General features: G+C 63.6%; 16 protein-coding genes. 8 read left to right on the top strand and 8 right to left on the bottom strand.

The features are described from left to right. Window positions 1–49: 49 nt before the first annotated feature. The 7 genes from AC1Z3V_RS19985 to AC1Z3V_RS19955 all read right to left on the bottom strand — a co-directional run bounded on the left by AC1Z3V_RS19985 (window position 50) and on the right by AC1Z3V_RS19955 (window position 8,162). The gene (locus AC1Z3V_RS19985) at window positions 50–505 is read right to left on the bottom strand and encodes an RrF2 family transcriptional regulator (RefSeq protein WP_113536486.1); all 456 of its coding nucleotides are present in this window, start codon (window positions 503–505) and stop codon (window positions 50–52) included. 236 nt (window positions 506–741) lie between these two features. Further along, window positions 742–954, bottom strand: coding sequence for a hypothetical protein (locus AC1Z3V_RS19980; RefSeq protein ID WP_173515543.1), 213 nt, complete (start codon window positions 952–954; stop codon window positions 742–744). A gap of 549 nt (window positions 955–1,503) precedes the next feature. After that, entirely contained in the window at window positions 1,504–4,044 is a 2,541-nt protein-coding gene (gene secD / locus AC1Z3V_RS19975) for a protein translocase subunit SecD (RefSeq protein ID WP_483501289.1), read from the bottom strand. A gap of 110 nt (window positions 4,045–4,154) precedes the next feature. After that, window positions 4,155–4,562 (bottom strand): hypothetical protein, encoded by a 408-nt coding sequence (locus tag AC1Z3V_RS19970; protein ID WP_483501287.1) that lies wholly within the window; start codon window positions 4,560–4,562, stop codon window positions 4,155–4,157. Between the two features lie 164 nt (window positions 4,563–4,726). After that, complete coding sequence (locus AC1Z3V_RS19965) at window positions 4,727–6,334, bottom strand: 5-guanidino-2-oxopentanoate decarboxylase (RefSeq protein WP_483501286.1); 1,608 nt, start codon at window positions 6,332–6,334, stop codon at window positions 4,727–4,729. Beyond that, complete coding sequence (locus tag AC1Z3V_RS19960; RefSeq protein WP_483501284.1) at window positions 6,331–7,521, bottom strand: pyridoxal phosphate-dependent aminotransferase; 1,191 nt, start codon at window positions 7,519–7,521, stop codon at window positions 6,331–6,333. Before AC1Z3V_RS19960 ends, AC1Z3V_RS19965 begins: the two co-directional genes overlap by 4 nt. Before the next feature lie 17 nt (window positions 7,522–7,538). Further along, window positions 7,539–8,162 carry a TetR/AcrR family transcriptional regulator gene (locus AC1Z3V_RS19955; protein ID WP_429812691.1) on the bottom strand — a complete coding sequence of 208 codons (624 nt, stop codon included), beginning with the start codon at window positions 8,160–8,162 and terminating at the stop codon, window positions 7,539–7,541. Window positions 8,163–8,436: 274 nt separating this feature from the next. Between AC1Z3V_RS19955 and AC1Z3V_RS19950 the strand changes: the two genes are divergently transcribed. The 8 genes from AC1Z3V_RS19950 (at window position 8,437) to AC1Z3V_RS19915 (ending at window position 16,301) form a co-directional block, all read left to right on the top strand. Beyond that, entirely contained in the window at window positions 8,437–9,210 is a 774-nt protein-coding gene (locus AC1Z3V_RS19950) for an ABC transporter ATP-binding protein (protein ID WP_483501283.1), read from the top strand. Window positions 9,211–9,246: 36 nt separating this feature from the next. Beyond that, a complete protein-coding gene (locus AC1Z3V_RS19945) occupies window positions 9,247–10,029 on the top strand; it encodes a transporter substrate-binding domain-containing protein (RefSeq protein WP_429812696.1) in 783 nt (260 codons plus the stop codon). Window positions 10,030–10,127: 98 nt separating this feature from the next. Then, window positions 10,128–10,853, top strand: a complete 726-nt coding sequence (locus tag AC1Z3V_RS19940; RefSeq protein ID WP_483501281.1) for an ABC transporter permease — start codon at window positions 10,128–10,130, stop codon at window positions 10,851–10,853. After that, window positions 10,850–11,674: an ABC transporter permease gene (locus AC1Z3V_RS19935; RefSeq protein WP_429812702.1), complete on the top strand. Its 825-nt coding sequence runs from the start codon at window positions 10,850–10,852 to the stop codon at window positions 11,672–11,674. The genes AC1Z3V_RS19940 and AC1Z3V_RS19935 overlap by 4 nt, the downstream gene beginning before the upstream one ends. A gap of 1 nt (window position 11,675) precedes the next feature. Continuing rightward, complete coding sequence (locus AC1Z3V_RS19930) at window positions 11,676–12,845, top strand: M20 aminoacylase family protein (RefSeq protein ID WP_483501279.1); 1,170 nt, start codon at window positions 11,676–11,678, stop codon at window positions 12,843–12,845. Between the two features lie 269 nt (window positions 12,846–13,114). After that, window positions 13,115–14,545 (top strand): cytochrome ubiquinol oxidase subunit I, encoded by a 1,431-nt coding sequence (locus tag AC1Z3V_RS19925; RefSeq protein ID WP_483501278.1) that lies wholly within the window; start codon window positions 13,115–13,117, stop codon window positions 14,543–14,545. Beyond that, a complete protein-coding gene (gene cydB / locus AC1Z3V_RS19920; RefSeq protein ID WP_483501276.1) occupies window positions 14,535–15,539 on the top strand; it encodes a cytochrome d ubiquinol oxidase subunit II in 1,005 nt (334 codons plus the stop codon). Before AC1Z3V_RS19925 ends, cydB begins: the two co-directional genes overlap by 11 nt. Window positions 15,540–15,992: 453 nt before the next feature. Then, a complete protein-coding gene (locus AC1Z3V_RS19915; RefSeq protein WP_483501275.1) occupies window positions 15,993–16,301 on the top strand; it encodes a chorismate mutase family protein in 309 nt (102 codons plus the stop codon). Between the two features lie 32 nt (window positions 16,302–16,333). Here the strand turns inward: AC1Z3V_RS19915 and AC1Z3V_RS19910 are convergent, their stop codons facing one another. After that, window positions 16,334–17,500: a pyridoxal phosphate-dependent aminotransferase gene (locus tag AC1Z3V_RS19910; protein WP_429812715.1), complete on the bottom strand. Its 1,167-nt coding sequence runs from the start codon at window positions 17,498–17,500 to the stop codon at window positions 16,334–16,336. Window positions 17,501–17,598 lie beyond the last annotated feature (98 nt).

The following is a 17,598-nucleotide window of genomic DNA, read 5'->3' as shown; positions in this document are numbered from 1 at the left end:
CTTGGAAGCAGACTTCGGGGGAAAACTGGCGCGATCGGCGACGTTTTCGTCAGCCGGCCCGCTTTTCTTCCAGCGTTTCGAGCGGCATCGACTTGTCTGCCGCAAATTCCTCGAGCGTCATCGAGTCGAGGATCGCGGCGACGGCGTCACGCACCGTGGTCATCGACACCCGCACCTGACAGGTCTCGGGATCGTTGCAGTCCTCGCAGACCTCATAGGCCGTACGGCTGGCACATCGGATCGGCGCGAGCGGCCCATCCAGCGTGCGGATCACGTGACCGATACGAATCTCGGCGGCCGGCCGCGACAGCGAATAGCCGCCGCCCGGCCCCTTTTTCGAGCGCAGCATGCCGGCGTTGCGCAGCTCAAGCAGGATCGTATCGAGGAACTTCTTCGGGATGTTGTTGCGCTGGGCGATCTCGGTGATGAAGGCGGTCTCCCCCGGCTCCAGCCGCGCAAGATCGACCAAAGCCTTCAGTCCGTATTTTCCCTTCTTCGTCAGCATTCCGGCACGCTTTCCCTGCGGCTCCCACGAACGGGAATCATCCGCGCAAATGCAAATATATCTTGGCATAGCACAAGAAACGTACTGCCAACATATAATTATAGTGGGGAATTGGCCGAAGTCGCGGCTGCCGGCATCTCTCGCCGAGACTGGTACGATGCGGAATGTTTCAGGAAAAAACGTTCGCTCCCAGAGGGATGCGGGAGGAAAGCCGCAAACGGCTTTCCTCACCCGTGTCAGGCGGCTGCGCTATGACCACGCCGTTCCGCCGATACGGCCTGGTGGGCCAGCAACTGGCGGATGGCGGCGCGCGCCTCGTCAGCCGAGCGGAAGCGCTTCGCGTCCAGATCCCAGACGTGATACTTCACCGCCAGGAACTTGAACCGGTCCGCATCGGGGACGACGACTCCGACGGCTTCGCCGCCATATTCGATAACCTGCTTGCTCATACAAATAACGCTCCTTCCACACCCGGAGGCGCGGACACTTCAATTTCGGCAAAGATGAATTGAGGGCTGGACGATCACATTCGGCAAAGATTGCGAATGAGACGTTTTTTCTCTGTTGCGCGACAAAGGGGACGCGTGCCGCAGAAGGCGGCGGTCGAGACGTTTCCGAACATGTCACTCTCCTTTGGCTGGCCCGGCATCAGAATGCCGGTGCGTTTGATGAACAACCGTGAGGCGGACTCACTGCCTCACATATTGGCAGACTAGAATAATCTACCAATTCCGTCAATTAAAAAGATGAAGAAGTGAAAAATAATTCTCACCCTTCAAATTTCATGGGTTCAGGACGCAAAATCCGTCTTCCAACCCCGAAACCGGAGACCCCTGCTATGTAGGTAGCGAAGAATCAGTCTGCAAGGCACGGTGGGATAAAGCCAGCACATTCGGACAAAAAAGGGGCGGCCCGGCGGGCCGCCCCTTCACGTTTTATATCTGCCGCTCGGGATCATGCGGCTTGCGCCCGCATCCCGACCCGGCCTTGCAAGCCGCTCACGCAGCCGGCGTGCCCGCCTGCGGCGTGCTTGCGCCGGTACGGGACCCTTCGCGGTCCTTCCACCAGCGATTGAGGAAGAGCAGGATCGGGCCGCCGATATAGATCGACGACGTCGTCGCAACGATAACGCCGAAAATCATCGGCCAGGCGAAGCTCTTGACCGCGTCGCCGCCCCAGATGGCCATCGGCACCAGCGAAAAGGCCGTCGCCATCGAGGTGAAGATGCATCGTGCGATCACCTGGTTGATGCTCATGTCGATCAGGTCCGAGAACGGCATCGACTTGTACTTGCGAAGGTTCTCGCGCATGCGGTCATAGACCACGACCTTGTCGTTGACCGAGTAACCGATCATCGTCAGCAAGGCGGCAATCGCCGTCAGGTTGAAGTCGATGCCGGTGAGCGCGAAGAAGCCGATCGTCTTGGTGATGTCGAGCAGCAGAACCGCGATCGCGCCAACAGCAAAGTGCCACTCGAAGCGGAACCAGATGTAGAGCAGGATCGCCACCATGGCGAGACCGACGGCAAGGAAGCCCGACCGGGCAAGCTCGGTGCTGACGGTCGGACCGACGACCTCGGTACGCTCGAAGGTCGCATCCGGGATCGTCTGGGCGACGGTCTCCTTGATGCGGTTCAGCGCCGCCGTCTGCTCCTGCTCGCCGCCCGGCTGGCGCTGAACGCGGATCAGGACCGACTTGTCCTGGCCGAATTCCTGCAGCGCCACTTCGCCGATGTTGAGCGCTTCGAGATTGTGGCGCAGCGTCGGAAGATCGAGCGTGTTCTTCGAGGTGGTCTCGACCTGAATACCGCCGACGAAGTCGATGCCGTAGTTGAGGCCCGGCGTGAAGAACAGCACCACCGAGCTTACCGACAGGAACGCCGACATGCCGATGGCGACGAAGCGGCCCTTCATGAAGGAGAAGGATGGAAGCTTCGGCACCCGGCCAAACAGCGACGGGATCTCAAGCTTCTTCATCTTCCGGCGGACGACGACCTCGCGCATCATCAGGCGCACGACGGTGATCGACGTGAACATCGAGATGATGATGCCGAGCATCATGGTGACGGCGAAGCCCTTCACCGGGCCGGAGCCGAAGGCGAACAGGAGCACCGTGCCGGAAAGCGTCGTGACGTTGGAGTCGATGATGGTCGCGTAAGCCTTGTTGAAGCCGACATCGAGCGCCTTCATCGCGCCCGCGCCGCCTTCCGTCTCTTCGCGGATACGCGCGTTGATCAGGATGTTGGCGTCCACCGCCATGCCGATCCCGAGAATGATACCGGCGATACCGGGCAGCGTCAGCGTCGAGCCGAGCATCGCCAGGAGCGCGATCGTCAGGATCGTGTGCAGCACCAGGCCGATATTGGCGATCATGCCCCAGGCGCCGTAGAGCACGACCATCAGGGTGACGACGAGCGCGAAGCCGGCAAGGCCGGTATAGATGCCCATACGGATGGAATCGCTTCCGAGATTCGGGCCGACGGAGCGCTCTTCGATGACGGTCAGCGGAGCAGGCAGTGCGCCCGAGCGCAGGAGCGCCGAGAGAACGGTCGCTTCCTGGGCGGTGAAGTTGCCGCTGATCTGACCGTTGCCGCCGATGATCGGCTCACGGATGACCGGCGCCGTCAGGACCTTGCCGTCGAGCACGATCGCGAAGGGCCGGCCGACATTGGCCTGGGTGATTTCCGCGAACTGGCGCGCGCCGAGCGAATCAAAGGTGAAGGAAACGATCGGCTCGTTGGTGCGCTGGTCAAAACCGGCCTTGGCGTCGGCCAGACGCTCGCCCGAAATCGCAACACGGCTTTCAACGGCGTATTTGTTGGCGTCGTGCGCACCCGGCAGAATGTCGACGCCGCGGGGCGCCGGCTGGTTGGGATCCACGGTCTGATCGACCATGTGGAAGCTCATCTGCGCCGTCGAGCCGAGAAGCTGACGCAGCGCTGTCGGATCTTCGAGACCCGGAAGCTGGACGAGGATGCGGTTGGACCCGACGCGCTGGATCAGCGGTTCGGCAACACCGACGGTGTCGACGCGCTGGCGAATGATTTCCAGGCTCTGCTCGACAGCCTTGGTGGTGCGGTCGGCGAGGCCGGCCTCGGTCATCGCGACCGTGATGGTATCACCATCTTCGGTGACCTCGATATCGGAAGCCGAGCCGCCAAAACCGAGCGTGCCGACGGGGGCAGCCAGTTCCTTGAGCTTCGGCAGAACCTTCTCGCGGTCGGCCGGGTCTTCGATCTTCACCGTCACGGTATCGCCGGCGATGCGGGCCGACGAAGCCGGAACGCGCTCGGCGCGGAGCGCCCTGCGCGTATCGTCGAGCAGGGTTTCGAGGCGAGCCTTGCGCAGGCCGGCGGAATCGACTTCGAGGACGAGATGCGAGCCGCCCTTGAGGTCGAGGCCGAGCGTCACCGGCTTGACCGGCAGCCAGGCGGCGAACTGTTCACGTTGTGCCGGCGTCAGCACGTTGGGAAGCGCCGCGATACATCCGAAGATGATCACGACGACATAGACGAGAATCGCCCATTTCGATGTACGCATGTTGTGGTTCCAGAAGAGCCTGCACGGGCACAGGGCGCGTCGCCAGGACTTTGTTTCATCAAAGGCGGTGCTGCGGTCAAACCGACAGCCAGCCGGAATAGCTTGATGGATCAGGCGCGCGGAGGCGCGCGAATATGGGGACCATGGCGCAGCGCACCGCCGACGGCGAGCGCGATGCGGTGCAGGAACCGGTCGCCCGAAAGCGCCGGAAACGCAAGCCCGGCGGACGCCGCCAGCAGCGCCGGCAGGCCATCGGCAGCCGCGGACTTGGCGTCCTTGCGATCGGCCGTAAAGCGAAGTTCGGAAAGCGGTGTCGCCCGCGAGATCTGCCGGGCCGCGGGACGATCGGTCGAGCCGGTATCGGTGACATTGCCGGCCTGGGCGCCGGACGACGAGCGGGACGGGATGCTCTGTCCGACCGAGATGACCTGCATCGCGAAGGAAGCACAGAACAGCCACAGCACGGCGAGAAGCCGGCCGGCCTGCATGTTCTTGCTGCCACCACCCGTGCGGTCCATCGAGGACGCGGTCCCTTTCCTTGGCTACTGAACGCCAGCGAGACGAAATTCAGCCCGAACGTCCGACCTTAACGAAAGAACGTGGCCGGAATCGAACATGGGCGCCCTTAACACCATTGCGGGCCGGAAAAGTCAAATCCGGCCCGTCAGGCGGCACGGCGCCGTCAGGCGGACAGGCCGGCCGTTCGCCGTTCGTGGATCTCGATGAGCGACGGTCCCTTGCGCTTCGTCGCATCCGCGAGTGCCTGTGAAAGATCGGCGATGGAGGCAAGCCGCTGTCCTTCGACACCATAGGCCTTCGCCGCCATCAGGAAGTCCGGAGCCGAAGGCTTGACGCCCTCCGGCGTAACACCGGCATCGACCATGTAGGACTCGATCTCCTGGTAGCCGTCATTGTTCCAGACGAGGAAGATCACCTTCGCCTGCGCATCCACCGCCGATCCGATCTCGGCCAGCGAGAACTGGAATCCGCCGTCGCCGACAAGGCACACCACCGGCCGCGACGGATCGGCGACCGCAGCGCCTACCGCCGCCGGCGGGGCGTAGCCGAGTGAGCCGTAGCCGGTCGCGGAATTGAACCAGCTTCGCTGGCGCGGCGCGTCGCAATAGAGGTTGCCCGCATAGACGGCCTGGGTCGAGTCACCGACAACGGTGCAATCGGGCAGCGCCCTGTAGACCGCGTCGATGACGGCGATCCCGGCCCGCATCTTCGGCGACAGTTCCTTCAGCGCCGCCCGTCGCGCGCTTTCCGCGCGCGCCACCCCATCCTTCGCGGTGTGGCCAGGCAGGAAGGCGAGGATGCCCGCGGTGGCCGCCTTGGCGCCGGAGAGGATGGAGAGGGCCGCATGCGGCCCGCGCGCAAGCTGCGCCGCGTCGATGTCGGTGCGGATGAGATTGCGCAAGGCCGGGAAACCGCCATCGGCATACATGTCGTAGTCCGTCTGGCCCATTTCGGTGCCAAGCGCCAGAACGAGGTCCGCCTCCCTGAGCAGCGCCCGCACCGCCTTCAGGCTAGGGCTGGCGGGAACGCGCAAGGGGTTTGCGGCCAGCATGCCGCGGGCGTTGACCGTGGTGACGACGGGCGCCCCGATCTTCTCGGCAAGTTCCTTGACTTCGATCTCCGCCGTCAGCGCACCGCCGCCGCAGATGATCACCGGCCGCGAGGCATCGGCACAGAGGATGGCGGCGCGCTGCAGCGTCTCGCTGTCGGAGCGTGGGCGCGTCGCCGTCGCAGGCCGCACAGCCTGCGGCGCGATCTTCGCCGCCATGACATCGGTCGGGATTTCGATATGCACCGGTCCCGGCCGGCCGGAGACCAGCACCGAGAAGGCGCGGTCGACGACGAAGGGCAGGTCTTGCGGATTGAGCAGCGTGTGCGAATAGAGCGCCAGCGTCTTCATCATGCCGTGCTGGTCGGGCAGTTCGTGCAGCAGCCCGCGACCGTGGCCGAGCGAATCGCGGCGATTGACGCCGGAAATCACCAGCATCGGGATCGAGTCCTGGCGGGCCTGCGCCATCGCCGTAATCGTGTTCGTGAGCCCCGGTCCGGTGATGACGAGGGCAACGCCCGGCTTGCCGCTGACGCGGGCATAACCGTCGGCCATGAAGCCCGCGCCCTGTTCATGGCGCGGGGTCACGTGGCGGATCTTCGATGCCGCCAGTCCACGATAGAGCTCGACCGTGTGCACCCCGGGAATGCCGAAAACCACCTCGACGCCGTTGGCCTCGAGCAGATCGACCAGGACTTCGCCAACCGTTTTTTCCATGGTCATGCACGGCGCTCCTTGCGCAGGCTGCAGCGCTCGGCGAGCGCGGTGATGCGCCGGCAAGCCTCGTCGATAGCGCCATCGGGCACGGTGAGGCTGACGCGCAGATAGTTCTGCGCCTGGTCGCCAAAGGATGATCCGGGCATGACGGCAACCCCCTCCTCTTCGAGCAGCGCCCAGGCAAACGCATCGCCGTCGAGGCCGGTTCCGGAAACGTCGATCAAAATGAACATGCCGGCTTCCGGCGCGAACACCTCGATGCCGGGCGCCGCGGCGAGGCCTGCCACGATCTGTGCGGCACGGGATTTATAGGACTCGCGCATCCGGCGGGCGGTATCGATGTCATGCGACAGCGCATAGGCCGTCATGTCGGCGATGAAGGGCTGGGTGCCAAACAGCATCGTTTCCGAAACCGGCAGCAGCCGGTTGGCGAACTCGACCGGACCGACCGCCCAACCGCTGCGGAAGCCGGGCGCGGCATGGGACTTGGAGATCGACGAGACGACGACGGTACGTTCGGCCAAATCCGGATTGTCGAAGGGCGAGGCGAACGCCGCGTCGAACACCAGTTCCTCGTAGACCTCGTCGCAGACGATCCAGAGATCGTGACGGCGCGCGACTTCGCCGATCGCGGCAATTTCAGCGGCCGTCAGCACGGCACCGGTCGGATTGTGCGGCGTGTTGAGCAAGAGCACCCGGCTTTCCGGCGTGATCGCCTTTTCAAGGTCGGCGGCCTGCATGTGGAAGCCGAATTCCGGCTTCAGCGGCACCAGCACCGGATGAGCGCCCGTGGAGCGGATCACGCCTTCGTAAGTGGCATAGAGCGGGTCGCCGACGAGCACGGCGTCGCCGGCTTCCGCCAGACCCAGCATGACGGCGAAGAGCGCCGTCTGGGTGCCGGGGAAGCACAGCACGTTCTCGGTGGTAACATCAGCGCGGCGACGGCGGTACTTTTCGGCAAGCGCCGCCACCACGGCGGACTCGCCGCGGCCGTTGGAATAGCGATAGCGACCGGCATTCATCGACCGCTGGCATTCGTCGAGCAACGCACGGTCCGGCGGAAGATCCGGCTCACCGATCGTCAGTTCGATGATGTCGGCACCACTCGCCTTCAATTGGCGGGCACGAATATGCAGCGACCATTTTCCCGAACCAAGATCGGCAAGACGTTCGGTGATGGACGCGTAGCGCATGGTGCTTTCTCCCGTTTTCATGGTTTTGCAGTACCGATCGACGTGCCGAGCAGCGCTTCGACCGAAGACATGGCGATGGCGACCAGTTCGCCCTCGCGAAAGAGATCGCCGGCAAGGCATCCCTCGACCCAGAGACCGTCGACCAGCCCGTTGATGGCGATGGCGAGCGCCCGGCAGGTTTCTGCATCTGCCGGTTTGCCCTTCGCAGCCAGGAAGTCGGCGAGCAGTTCCTGCAGCGTATTGCGGAAGGCGAGATAGCCTTCGCGGTGGATCTCGGCGAGTACCGGATCGACCCGCACCTGGCTGATGAAAGCGGCCCACAGCGAAATGCTGCGGCTGTCGGCCACCGGCTCGGTCAGGTTTATGGCGATGAAATCCCGAAGCCTCGTTTCCGGATCGCCCTCGACCTTGCTCGCCTTGTCGGTCAGCGAGGCAATCACGGCGCGATAGGCCTCGGCGACCATCTGATCCTTCGATTCGAAATAGTGGCGCACCAGCCCGGCGGTCACGCCGGCGCGGATCGCGATCTGCCGTACCGTCGCACCCTTGAGGCCGAATTCGGAGATGCAATCGAGCGTCGCCTCGATCAGTTCCTGGCGGCGTTCGCCCTCCGGGGCGCGGTGAAAACTGCGCCTGTTCATGCCGCGTTCCGCTTGGAAACATGCCTCGGCGCGGACGGCAATGGCATCGGCCGGAACGGGGGCATGGGCGGCTCCTTCGGGAATTCGAGACTCTTGGCGGGCGTCAAAAAATCGACGACGCTTGTTATTATACGCTTGAACAATAGCGGCACAAGTGCAACCATGCCGGCCAACAAAGACCCGCGACAGGCCGAAGATGCCGCGCGGAAAACGACAGGGGAACTGTTCTCATGCTGACAGAAAAAGCTCGCAGAGCCGTTGGAGCGGCGTGCCGATGACGGATGCGGCCCAGGCAATCGCGGTCACTGACCTGCACAAGCGTTTCGGGCCATTGGAAGTGCTGAAGGGTGTTTCGCTGACGGCGAAGCAGGGCGACGTGATCGCCATCATCGGCGGCAGCGGCTCCGGCAAATCCACCTTCCTGCGCTGTATCAACCTTCTGGAACTCCCGTCCGCCGGCAGCGTCAGCGTGCATGGCGAAAAGATCCGGATGAAGTCCGACGGGCGCGGCGGCCTGATGCCGGAGGACCGCAAGCAGGTCCAGCGCATCCGCAGCCAGCTCGGTATGGTCTTCCAGAGCTTCAATCTCTGGCAGCACATGACCATCCTCGAAAACGTCATCGAGGCGCCGATCCATGTGCTCGGCAAACCGAAGGCCGAAGCGGTCGCCACCGCCGAAACGCTGCTCAAGCGCGTCGGCCTCTACGAGAAGCGCGACGCTTACCCCGCCTTTCTCTCCGGCGGCCAGCAGCAGCGCGCGGCGATCGCCCGGGCGCTCGCGATCCAACCGCTCGTCATGCTCTTCGACGAACCCACCTCGGCGCTCGATCCCGAACTGGTCGGCGAAGTGCTTTCGGTCATCGGCGACCTCGCGCGCGAGAAGCGCACGATGATCCTGGTGACCCACGAGATGAAATTCGCGCGCGACGTCGCCAACCACATCGTCTTCCTCCACAACGGCGTGATCGAGGAACAGGGCCCGCCGGAGGCCATCTTCGGTTCGCCGAGATCGGAAAAGCTCAAGAAGTTCATCAGTTCCATTCACTGAATTCCGGAATGCTAAACAACCAAAAAGGGGAACAGCATGAAGAAGGCATTGAAAGTCCTGGCCGTGGCGGCGGCAATCGCCGTCAGCGGCGGCGTCGCCGCTTCCGCCGAAGCGCTTAAGGTCGGCGTCGCCGCCGAGCCCTACCCGCCGTTCACGGCGCCCGATGCCAGCGGCAAGTGGGAAGGCTGGGAAGTCGAGTTCATGAATGCGATGTGTGCCGAGGCGAAGCTCGAATGCGTGCTGACGCCGGTCGCCTGGGACGGCATCATCCCGGCGCTGACCTCGAAGAAGATCGACATGATCATCAGCTCGATGTCGATCACCGACGAGCGCCTGAAAACGATCGATTTCTCCGACAAATACTACAACACGCCGACCGGCATCATCGGCACCAAGGGCGAAGACATCAAGCCGACACCGGAGGGCCTGAACGGCAAGACGCTCGGCGTCCAGGTCTCGACGGTCCACCAGGCCTATGCCGCCAAGCACTTCGCGCCGGCAGGCGTCGAGGTTAAGGAATACCAGACGCAGGATGAGGCCAACAACGACCTCGCCGCTGGCCGTCTCGACGCCGTCCAGGCGGACGCCATCGCGCTCAAGACTTTCCTCGCGACCGACCAGGGCAAGGAATGCTGCGACTACAAGGGCGACGTCGCCGAAGACGTTGCCGTAATCGGCCCGGGTGTCGGCGTCGGCCTGCGCAAGGGCGAAACCGAGCTCAAGGACAAGGTCAATGCCGCGATCAAGGCGATCCGCGACAACGGCACCTACGACACGTTCTCGAAGAAGTATTTCGACTTCGACATCTACGGCAAGTAAGGCGCGATCGGCCGGCGATCGATCCGCTGCATCGTTGCATGTCTGAACGGCACACAGCGCTGTAGCGACCGCCGGCCGGCGCCATCGGAGCTCGACGTATGGCTGCGGATTCCCTCGTTAATTGGGGCCTGCTCTCGCTTTCAGCACCCGGCTGGGGCGGCGTGTTGCTGCAGGGCTTCTTCAATTCCATCCAGATCGCTGTCGGCGGTTTCACCCTCGGCCTGGCGCTCGGCGTCGGCGGCGCCTTCGGCAAGCTCTACGGCGGCCCGGTGCTACGCGACCTGCTCGAATGCTACACGACGGTGGTGCGCGCGGTGCCGGAACTGGTGCTGATCCTGTTGCTTTATTACGCCGGCACCGACCTTCTCAATCAGGTGCTTGCGCTCTTTGCGATCGGCCCGGTCGACATCAGCGGCCTTATGGCCGGCATCTTCGTGATCGGCGTCGTGCAAGGCGCCTATTCGACCGAGGTACTGCGCGGCGCGATCAAGGCGGTGCCCGCCGGGCAGATCGAGGCGGCGCGTGCCTATGGCATGTCACCGACCAAGGTCCTGCGCCGCATCACGCTGCCCGCGATGTTGCCCTATGCCATTCCCGGGCTTTCCAATCTCTGGCTTATCGCCACCAAGGACACGGCCCTCCTCGCCGTCGTCGGATTCAGCGAACTGACGCTGGTCACACGCCAGGCGGCCGGCACGACGAAGGCCTATCTCCTGTTCTTCCTTGCCGCCGGCGCGCTCTATCTGGCGCTGACGCTCATTTCCAATGTCTTTATCGGCATGATCGAACGCCATGCCCGACGCGGTTTTGCGGGGAGCCGATGACCGACGAAACCACCCACGCCGTTGCCTTCACGCCCGAAGACCTGCCGACGGCCAAGAGCTTCCTCCTGCCGCATCGCATCGTCATGATGCTGGTCTTCGCCGCCTTTGTCGTCGCCGTTGCCGTCTTCATGCGCTGGGATTGGCTGCCGCGTTACCTGCCGCGGCTCGGCTGGGGCATTCTCGTCAGCCTGGTGATGCTGTTCAGCACCGCCATCCTCGGCTTCCTGCTGGCGGTGCCGATCGGCCTCGTCCAGGTGACTGGTCCCTGGTTCCTGAAGCTGCCGGCCAAGGTGTTTTGTACGGTGATCCGCGGCACGCCGCTGCTGCTGCAACTCTGGCTGCTCTACTATGGCCTCGGCTCGCTGTTCCCGCAGTTTCCGGCGATCCGGCACTCCTTCCTCTGGCCCTATCTGCGCGAGGCCTGGCCCTATGGCGTGGCGGCGCTGACGATCTCGTTTGCGGCCTATGAAGGCGAGGTCATGCGCGGCGCCTTTGCCGGCGTACCGCATGGCGAGCTGGAGGCGGCCAAGGCCTATGGCATGGGCCGCTGGACGATGTTCCGCCGCATCTGGCTGCCGCGCGCCATCCATCGGGCGCTGCCGACGCTGAATGGCGAGACCGTGCTGCAGCTCAAGTCGACGCCGCTCGTCGCCACCGTAACCGTCGTCGACGTCTATGCGGTGATCTCCAAGGTCAGGCAGGAAACCTTCCTCACCTACGAGCCGCTGCTTCTTCTCGCGCTCATCTACATGTGCCTCACCGGCATTCTGGTGGTGGCCTTCCGCACGTTTGAAAATCGCATCCCAACCCGCGGTGCCTGACATGAAGCTCTCTTCCTCGATCACCAATGCCATGCCGGAACTGATCGCCATCCGCCACGACCTGCATGCCCATCCGGAGCTTGGACTGGAGGAGAAACGCACCTCGGCCTTCATTGCCAGACATCTGGAAAACCTCGGTTACGAGGTGAAGACGGGTCTCGCGCAAACCGGCGTCGTCGGCACGCTCCGCAACGGCACCGGCACCCGCTCGATCGGCATCCGCGCCGATATCGACGCGCTGCCGATCCTGGAGGAAACCGGCCTCGACTATGCCAGCAGCACCTCAGGCCTGATGCATGCCTGCGGCCACGACGGCCACACGACGATGCTGCTCGGCGCGGCGCGAGCGCTTGCGGAACGGCGCAATTTCGACGGCACGATCCATCTGATCTTCCAGCCGGCCGAGGAGAATTTCGGCGGCGCCAAGATCATGATGGACGAGGGCCTGTTTGAGAAATTCCCCTGCGACGCCGTGTTCGCGCTTCACAACGAACCGGGTCTGCCCTTCGGCCAGTTTGCCCTCCGGGAAGGCCCGATCATGGCGGCCGTCGACGAGGCCCGTATCACCGTGCATGGCCGCGGCGGCCATGGCGCGGAACCCCAGGAAACGGCCGATCCGATCGTCTGCGGCGCCTCGATCGTCATGGCGCTGCAGTCGATCGTCTCGCGCAACATCCATCCGATGGATCCCTCCGTCGTCACCGTTGGCGCCTTCCATGCGGGCTCGGCCAGCAACATCATTCCGGAACGCGCCGAGATCGTCGTCGGCATCCGCTCCTTTGATCCCGCCGTACGCGACGAACTCGAACGGCGCATCCGCATGATCGCCGAAGCGCAGGCCACCAGCTTCGGCATGCGCGCGACGGTCGACTACCAGCGCAGCTACGACGCGACGATCAACCACAAGGCCGAGACCGATTTCGTGCGCGATCTGGCGGTCCGTTTTGCCGGTGCCGACAAGGTGATCGACCTCGCCCGTCCCTTCATGGGCAGCGAGGATTTCGCCTATATGCTGCAGGAGCGGCCGGGGAGTTATTTCTTCCTTGGCTCGAAGGTCAGCGACGACGACAAGCCGCTGCATCACCCGGGCTACAACTTCAACGACGACCTGCTGCCGATCGGCGCCGCCTTCTGGACCGAACTCGCGGAAGCCTATCTCCCGATCCGCTGAGACGCACCCGTTCTCCGCCAATATGCCGCAGGGCAACATTGCCGCAGTGTGACAACGTGGCGAGCGCGCTGTCATTGACGTTTGGCAAATTTGGCTCAGATTCAATCCGATGCTGAATAGCCGGTGCAACCCAAGGATTTGCCTCGGCCATAGGCCAGGAAAAGCCCTCTGATCGGAGCCCGATCGAGGACGATCATGCAGCAGCCAGAGCGCTACGGCCTCGCGTTACGAGTGACGCGCGGTGCCGTATGTCTGAAAGGATTGCGCCCGTGTTTGAAAGTTTCGATGCGACCTTGCTCGCTCGTTTTCAGTTCGCCTTCACCGTTTCCTTCCACATCATCTTCCCCGCTTTTTCCATCGGGCTTGCGAGCTACCTCGCGGTACTGGAGGGGTTATGGCTGCTGAAGAAGGACGAGGTCTATCTCGAGCTCTTCCATTTCTGGAAGACGATCTTTGCAGTCGCCTTCGGCATGGGTGTCGTTTCCGGCATCGTCATGTCCTATCAGTTCGGCACCAATTGGAGCGTCTTTTCCGACAAGGCCGGGCCGATCATAGGGCCGCTGATGGGCTATGAGGTGCTGACGGCCTTCTTCCTCGAGGCCGGCTTCCTCGGTGTCATGCTCTTCGGGCTCAACCGCGTCGGACCGAAGCTGCATTTCTTCGCGACCCTCATGGTCGCCACTGGCACGCTGATCTCGGCCACCTGGATCCTTTCGGCGAATTCCTGGATGCAGACCCCGGCCGGCTTCGCCATGAACGATGCGGGCCAGTTCATCCCGGTCGACTGGTGGAAGATCGTGTTCAACCCCTCCTTCCCCTATCGCCTCGTGCACATGGTGCTTGCGGCCTATCTCACGACCGCCTTCGTCGTCGGCGCCTGTGGCGCCTGGCACCTCATCCGCAAGACGGCGCCGCGCCGCGCACGAAAAATGTTCTCGATGGCGATGTGGATGGCGGCGATCGTCGCGCCCGTTCAGATCTTCGCCGGCGACATGCATGGCCTCAACACGCTGGAGCACCAGCCCGCCAAGGTGATGGCGATGGAAGGTCACTATCAGAGCCATCCGGATGGCGCGCCGCTGATCCTCCTCGGCATTCCGAATTCGGCGGAGAAACGCGTCGACTATGCGATCGAGGTTCCAAAGCTCTCGAGCCTGATCCTGAAGCACGATCTCAACGCGCCGCTCGCCGGCCTCGATACGATCCCGGAAGAGCTTCACCCGCCGGTCAGCGTCGTGTTCTGGTCCTTCCGGGTGATGGTCGGCCTTGGCTTCGCCATGCTCGGCATCGGTCTCTGGTCGCTCTGGTGTCGCTACCGCGGTACGCTGGACAGCAATGTCTGGCTGCATCGTGCTGCGATCGTCATGGGGCCGGCCGGTTTCGTCGCCGTGCTTGCCGGCTGGGTCACCACCGAGGTCGGGCGGCAACCCTATACGGTCTACGGTCACCTGCTGACGGCGAAATCGGTGGCGCCGATCGCGGCACCCGCCGTCGCCGCCTCGCTGATCGCCTTCATCGCCGTTTATTTCTTCGTCTTCGGCGCCGGCACCTTCTACATCCTGAGACTGATGGCGCGCCTGCCGCGTGATCCGATGCCGGATCTCGATGAAGGGCCGTTGCGCAGTTCCGGCATCATGCCCGGCCTCGCCGCCCACGGCACCACGCACACCAACATTCAGGGAGGTCGTCATGGCGTTTGATTTGCCGTTCATCTGGGCCGCCATCATCGCCTTTGCGGTCCTCGCCTATGTCATTCTCGACGGCTTCGACCTCGGCGTCGGCATCCTCTTCCCGTTCTTCCCGGAGAAGCACGACCGCGACGTGATGATGAATTCCGTCGCCCCGGTGTGGGACGGTAACGAAACTTGGCTGGTGCTCGGTGGCGGCGGCCTGATGGCGGTGTTCCCGCTGGCCTATGCGACAATCCTGCCGGCTCTTTACGCCCCGATCATAGCCATGGTCATCGGCCTCATCTTCCGCGGCGTCGCCTTCGAATATCGCTGGCGCACCAGGCGCGCCGAATATCTCTGGAACTGGGCTTTCTCAGGCGGATCGATGCTTGCCGCCTTCGCGCAGGGCATCACGCTCGGCGCGCTCGTCCAGGGCATCCCCGTCGAGAACCGCGCCTATGTCGGCGGCTGGTGGGACTGGCTGACGCCGTTCTCGATCATGACCGGCGTCGCCGTCGTCGTCGGCTATGCCTTGCTCGGCGCCACCTGGCTGGTCCTGAAGACCCATGGTGAGCTTGCCGATCGCGCCCGCGATCTCGCGCTCAAATGCTCGGTCGGCACCGTCGCCGCCATGGGCATCGTCAGCCTGTGGACACCATTCCTAGTACCGCAATACCTGGAGCGCTGGTTCGGCTTCCCGACGGCAATCTTCAGCGTCATCGTGCCGGCACTCGTTCTCGGCTGCCTCTATGCGCTGATCACGGGCATTCGCAACCGCCACGATGGCCGGCCCTTCATCGCCGCACTCGGCCTCTTCGTGCTCGGCTATACCGGCATCGGCATTAGCTTCTATCCCTATATGGTGCCGCCATCGCTGACGATCTGGGATGCAGCCGCACCGGAGGAAAGCCTCTCCTTCCTGCTCGCCGGCGCGCTCATCCTGGTGCCCGTCATCCTCGCCTATACCGGCTATTCCTATTGGGTGTTCCGCGGCAAGGTCGATCCGGAGGAGGGTTACCATTGACTGATGAAACCGGAACCGGCCGCAAGCTTCTCTGGTTCGTCGCCCTCTGGTGCGCGGGGGTGGCGGCGGTCGCCGTGGTCGGTCTCGCGATCAAGCTGATGATCGGAACGTGAGCGGCGGTGAAAACGGATGCTGGCGGAAAGCAGCATCTTACTCATCCCGCTCTAAAAAGCCTCGCTCAAGCTTGGCCGGCTACTTTCTCTGAACACGTCAGCAGGCGATCGCCGCAGACGGAGACAGGACCGCACCCTCCTCCTCTGCCCAGCGATCGCCTGCTGAGGTGACCACAGGACAGTCGCCCGCTGCGACCCTGTTACCCCTTCTCAGAAAGCTCGCCGTTTGTTAGCAGTGCGCCGCAAGAGCGCCCCGCTTGCTGAGAGCCGAGGGACGCTCGAACACCCTGGATCTGCGCCTGGCCGCGACGGCCGTGCACCAGGCAATCGGACGAGACAGATGCAAAAGACCCCCGCGCAATGCACCACCATGGCCGATGTGCGTGCCGAGATCGACCGGCTCGACCAGGCACTGATGACGCTGTTTGCCGAGCGCTGGGGCTATATCGACCGGGCGGCCGAGATCAAACGGCCGCTGAAGCTGAAGGCCGACATTCCGGCGCGGGTGATGGAAGTGCGCGAGAACGCACGCAAGAACGCCGCGCGCTTCAATCTCGACCCTGACTTCTACGAGGATGTCTGGGCGCGGCTGATCGGCCACGCGATTGCCCACGAGCAGAAGCTGCTAGGCGAGACGGACGACGAATAATCGCCTCGCCTCTTCGGCCATGCATCCCGGCGTCAGCCGCCAAGAATATAACGCTGCAGGCGGTCCGCCGCTTCCTTCACCTGGGCCGGATCGCGCAGGAAACAGGCGCGCATGAAAAGCGAGCCGCCATCGCCGAAAGCGGTGCCAGGCGCGAGACCGACGCCGGTCTTGTCGACAATATCGATCGCGGCCGCGCGTGAATCCGTGACGCCGTCGATCTTCAGGAACGCATAAAGCGCCCCATCCGGCTTCAGCGTTTCCACCCGGTTGGTGGCAATCAACGCATCGCAGAAGACGTCCCGATTTTTCGTCGCCTTGGCCACGTTCGCGTCCAGGAAGGCATCGCCCTCGTCGAGCGCCATGACGGCGCCGCGCTGCATGAACTGGGCGACGCCTGACGTCGAATACTGCACCAGGTTCTCAAGCACCTGTCCCATCTCCGGCGGGGCGACGATCCAGCCCACCCGCCAGCCGGTCATCGACCAGTTCTTCGAGAAGGAGTTGACGAAGAGGATACGGTCGCCTTCCTCCATGACGTCGAGGAAGGACGGCGCGCGGGCGCCGGCATAGTAATAGAGCGCGTAGATCTCGTCGGCGATGATCCAGAGGCCGTGCTTGCGCGCCAATGCCAGGATCGCCGCCAGCTCTTCCTTGTTCGCGGTCCAGCCCGTCGGGTTCGAGGGCGTGTTGATGAACAGCGCCCTGGTCTTCGGCCCGATCGCCGCTTGCAAGCGTTCGAGATCGAGCTGCCACTTTCCGTGTTCAAAACGCAGTTCGACGGAGACCGGACGGACGCCCGAGAGGTCGGCGGCCGCGGCAAAGTTCGGCCAGGCGGGCGTCAAGAGCACCATCTCGTCTCCCGGCGAAGCGATCGCCTCGATCGAGAGTTTGATCGCCTGCATGCCGGAGCCGACAACGTAGAAATGCTCCGGCGACAGCGCTTTGTGGAAGCGCCGCTGATAGTAGCGCGAGAGCGCTTCGCGCAGCGGCGGGATGCCCCGCTGCCAGGTGTAGAAGGTTTCGCCGGCGGAAAGCGCCTCGCGGGCCGCATCACTGATGAAGGCAGGCGTCGGCAGATCGCCTTCGCCGACCCAGAGCGGGATCAGCCCTTCGCGCCCACGAGCGTAGTTCACCACCTCGACGATGCCGCTTTCGGGCGCCGCAAGTGCGCGGGGGCTGATGGTGCTGAGGATGGTCATCGGCGAGCTCCGGACAAACGACGGTCCCGCGCCGGATCGCCCGAGATCATCGTGAAAGATTCCAATGGATTAGAGCGGAAACTGACCGCTCCAGGCTG

The sequence above is a fragment of the Ensifer sp. 38_S197 genome (assembly GCF_056924495.1).
Note: the sequence above shows the minus strand (reverse complement) of the source record. Positions and strands in the feature narration are given on the sequence as shown.

Bases quoted from the DNA above. Each gene is read 5' to 3' on its own strand.
- AC1Z3V_RS19985 (WP_113536486.1), bottom strand. From the start codon at position 505: ATGCTGACGAAGAAGGGAAAATACGGACTGAAGGCTTTGGTCGATCTT.
- AC1Z3V_RS19980 (WP_173515543.1), bottom strand. From the start codon at position 954: ATGAGCAAGCAGGTTATCGAATATGGCGGCGAAGCCGTCGGAGTCGTC.
- secD (WP_483501289.1), bottom strand. From the start codon at position 4,044: ATGCGTACATCGAAATGGGCGATTCTCGTCTATGTCGTCGTGATCATC.
- AC1Z3V_RS19970 (WP_483501287.1), bottom strand. From the start codon at position 4,562: ATGGACCGCACGGGTGGTGGCAGCAAGAACATGCAGGCCGGCCGGCTT.
- AC1Z3V_RS19965 (WP_483501286.1), bottom strand. From the start codon at position 6,334: ATGACCATGGAAAAAACGGTTGGCGAAGTCCTGGTCGATCTGCTCGAG.
- AC1Z3V_RS19960 (WP_483501284.1), bottom strand. From the start codon at position 7,521: ATGCGCTACGCGTCCATCACCGAACGTCTTGCCGATCTTGGTTCGGGA.
- AC1Z3V_RS19955 (WP_429812691.1), bottom strand. From the start codon at position 8,162: ATGAACAGGCGCAGTTTTCACCGCGCCCCGGAGGGCGAACGCCGCCAG.
- AC1Z3V_RS19950 (WP_483501283.1), top strand. From the start codon at position 8,437: ATGACGGATGCGGCCCAGGCAATCGCGGTCACTGACCTGCACAAGCGT.
- AC1Z3V_RS19945 (WP_429812696.1), top strand. From the start codon at position 9,247: ATGAAGAAGGCATTGAAAGTCCTGGCCGTGGCGGCGGCAATCGCCGTC.
- AC1Z3V_RS19940 (WP_483501281.1), top strand. From the start codon at position 10,128: ATGGCTGCGGATTCCCTCGTTAATTGGGGCCTGCTCTCGCTTTCAGCA.
- AC1Z3V_RS19935 (WP_429812702.1), top strand. From the start codon at position 10,850: ATGACCGACGAAACCACCCACGCCGTTGCCTTCACGCCCGAAGACCTG.
- AC1Z3V_RS19930 (WP_483501279.1), top strand. From the start codon at position 11,676: ATGAAGCTCTCTTCCTCGATCACCAATGCCATGCCGGAACTGATCGCC.
- cydB (WP_483501276.1), top strand. From the start codon at position 14,535: ATGGCGTTTGATTTGCCGTTCATCTGGGCCGCCATCATCGCCTTTGCG.
- AC1Z3V_RS19915 (WP_483501275.1), top strand. From the start codon at position 15,993: ATGCAAAAGACCCCCGCGCAATGCACCACCATGGCCGATGTGCGTGCC.
- AC1Z3V_RS19910 (WP_429812715.1), bottom strand. From the start codon at position 17,500: ATGACCATCCTCAGCACCATCAGCCCCCGCGCACTTGCGGCGCCCGAA.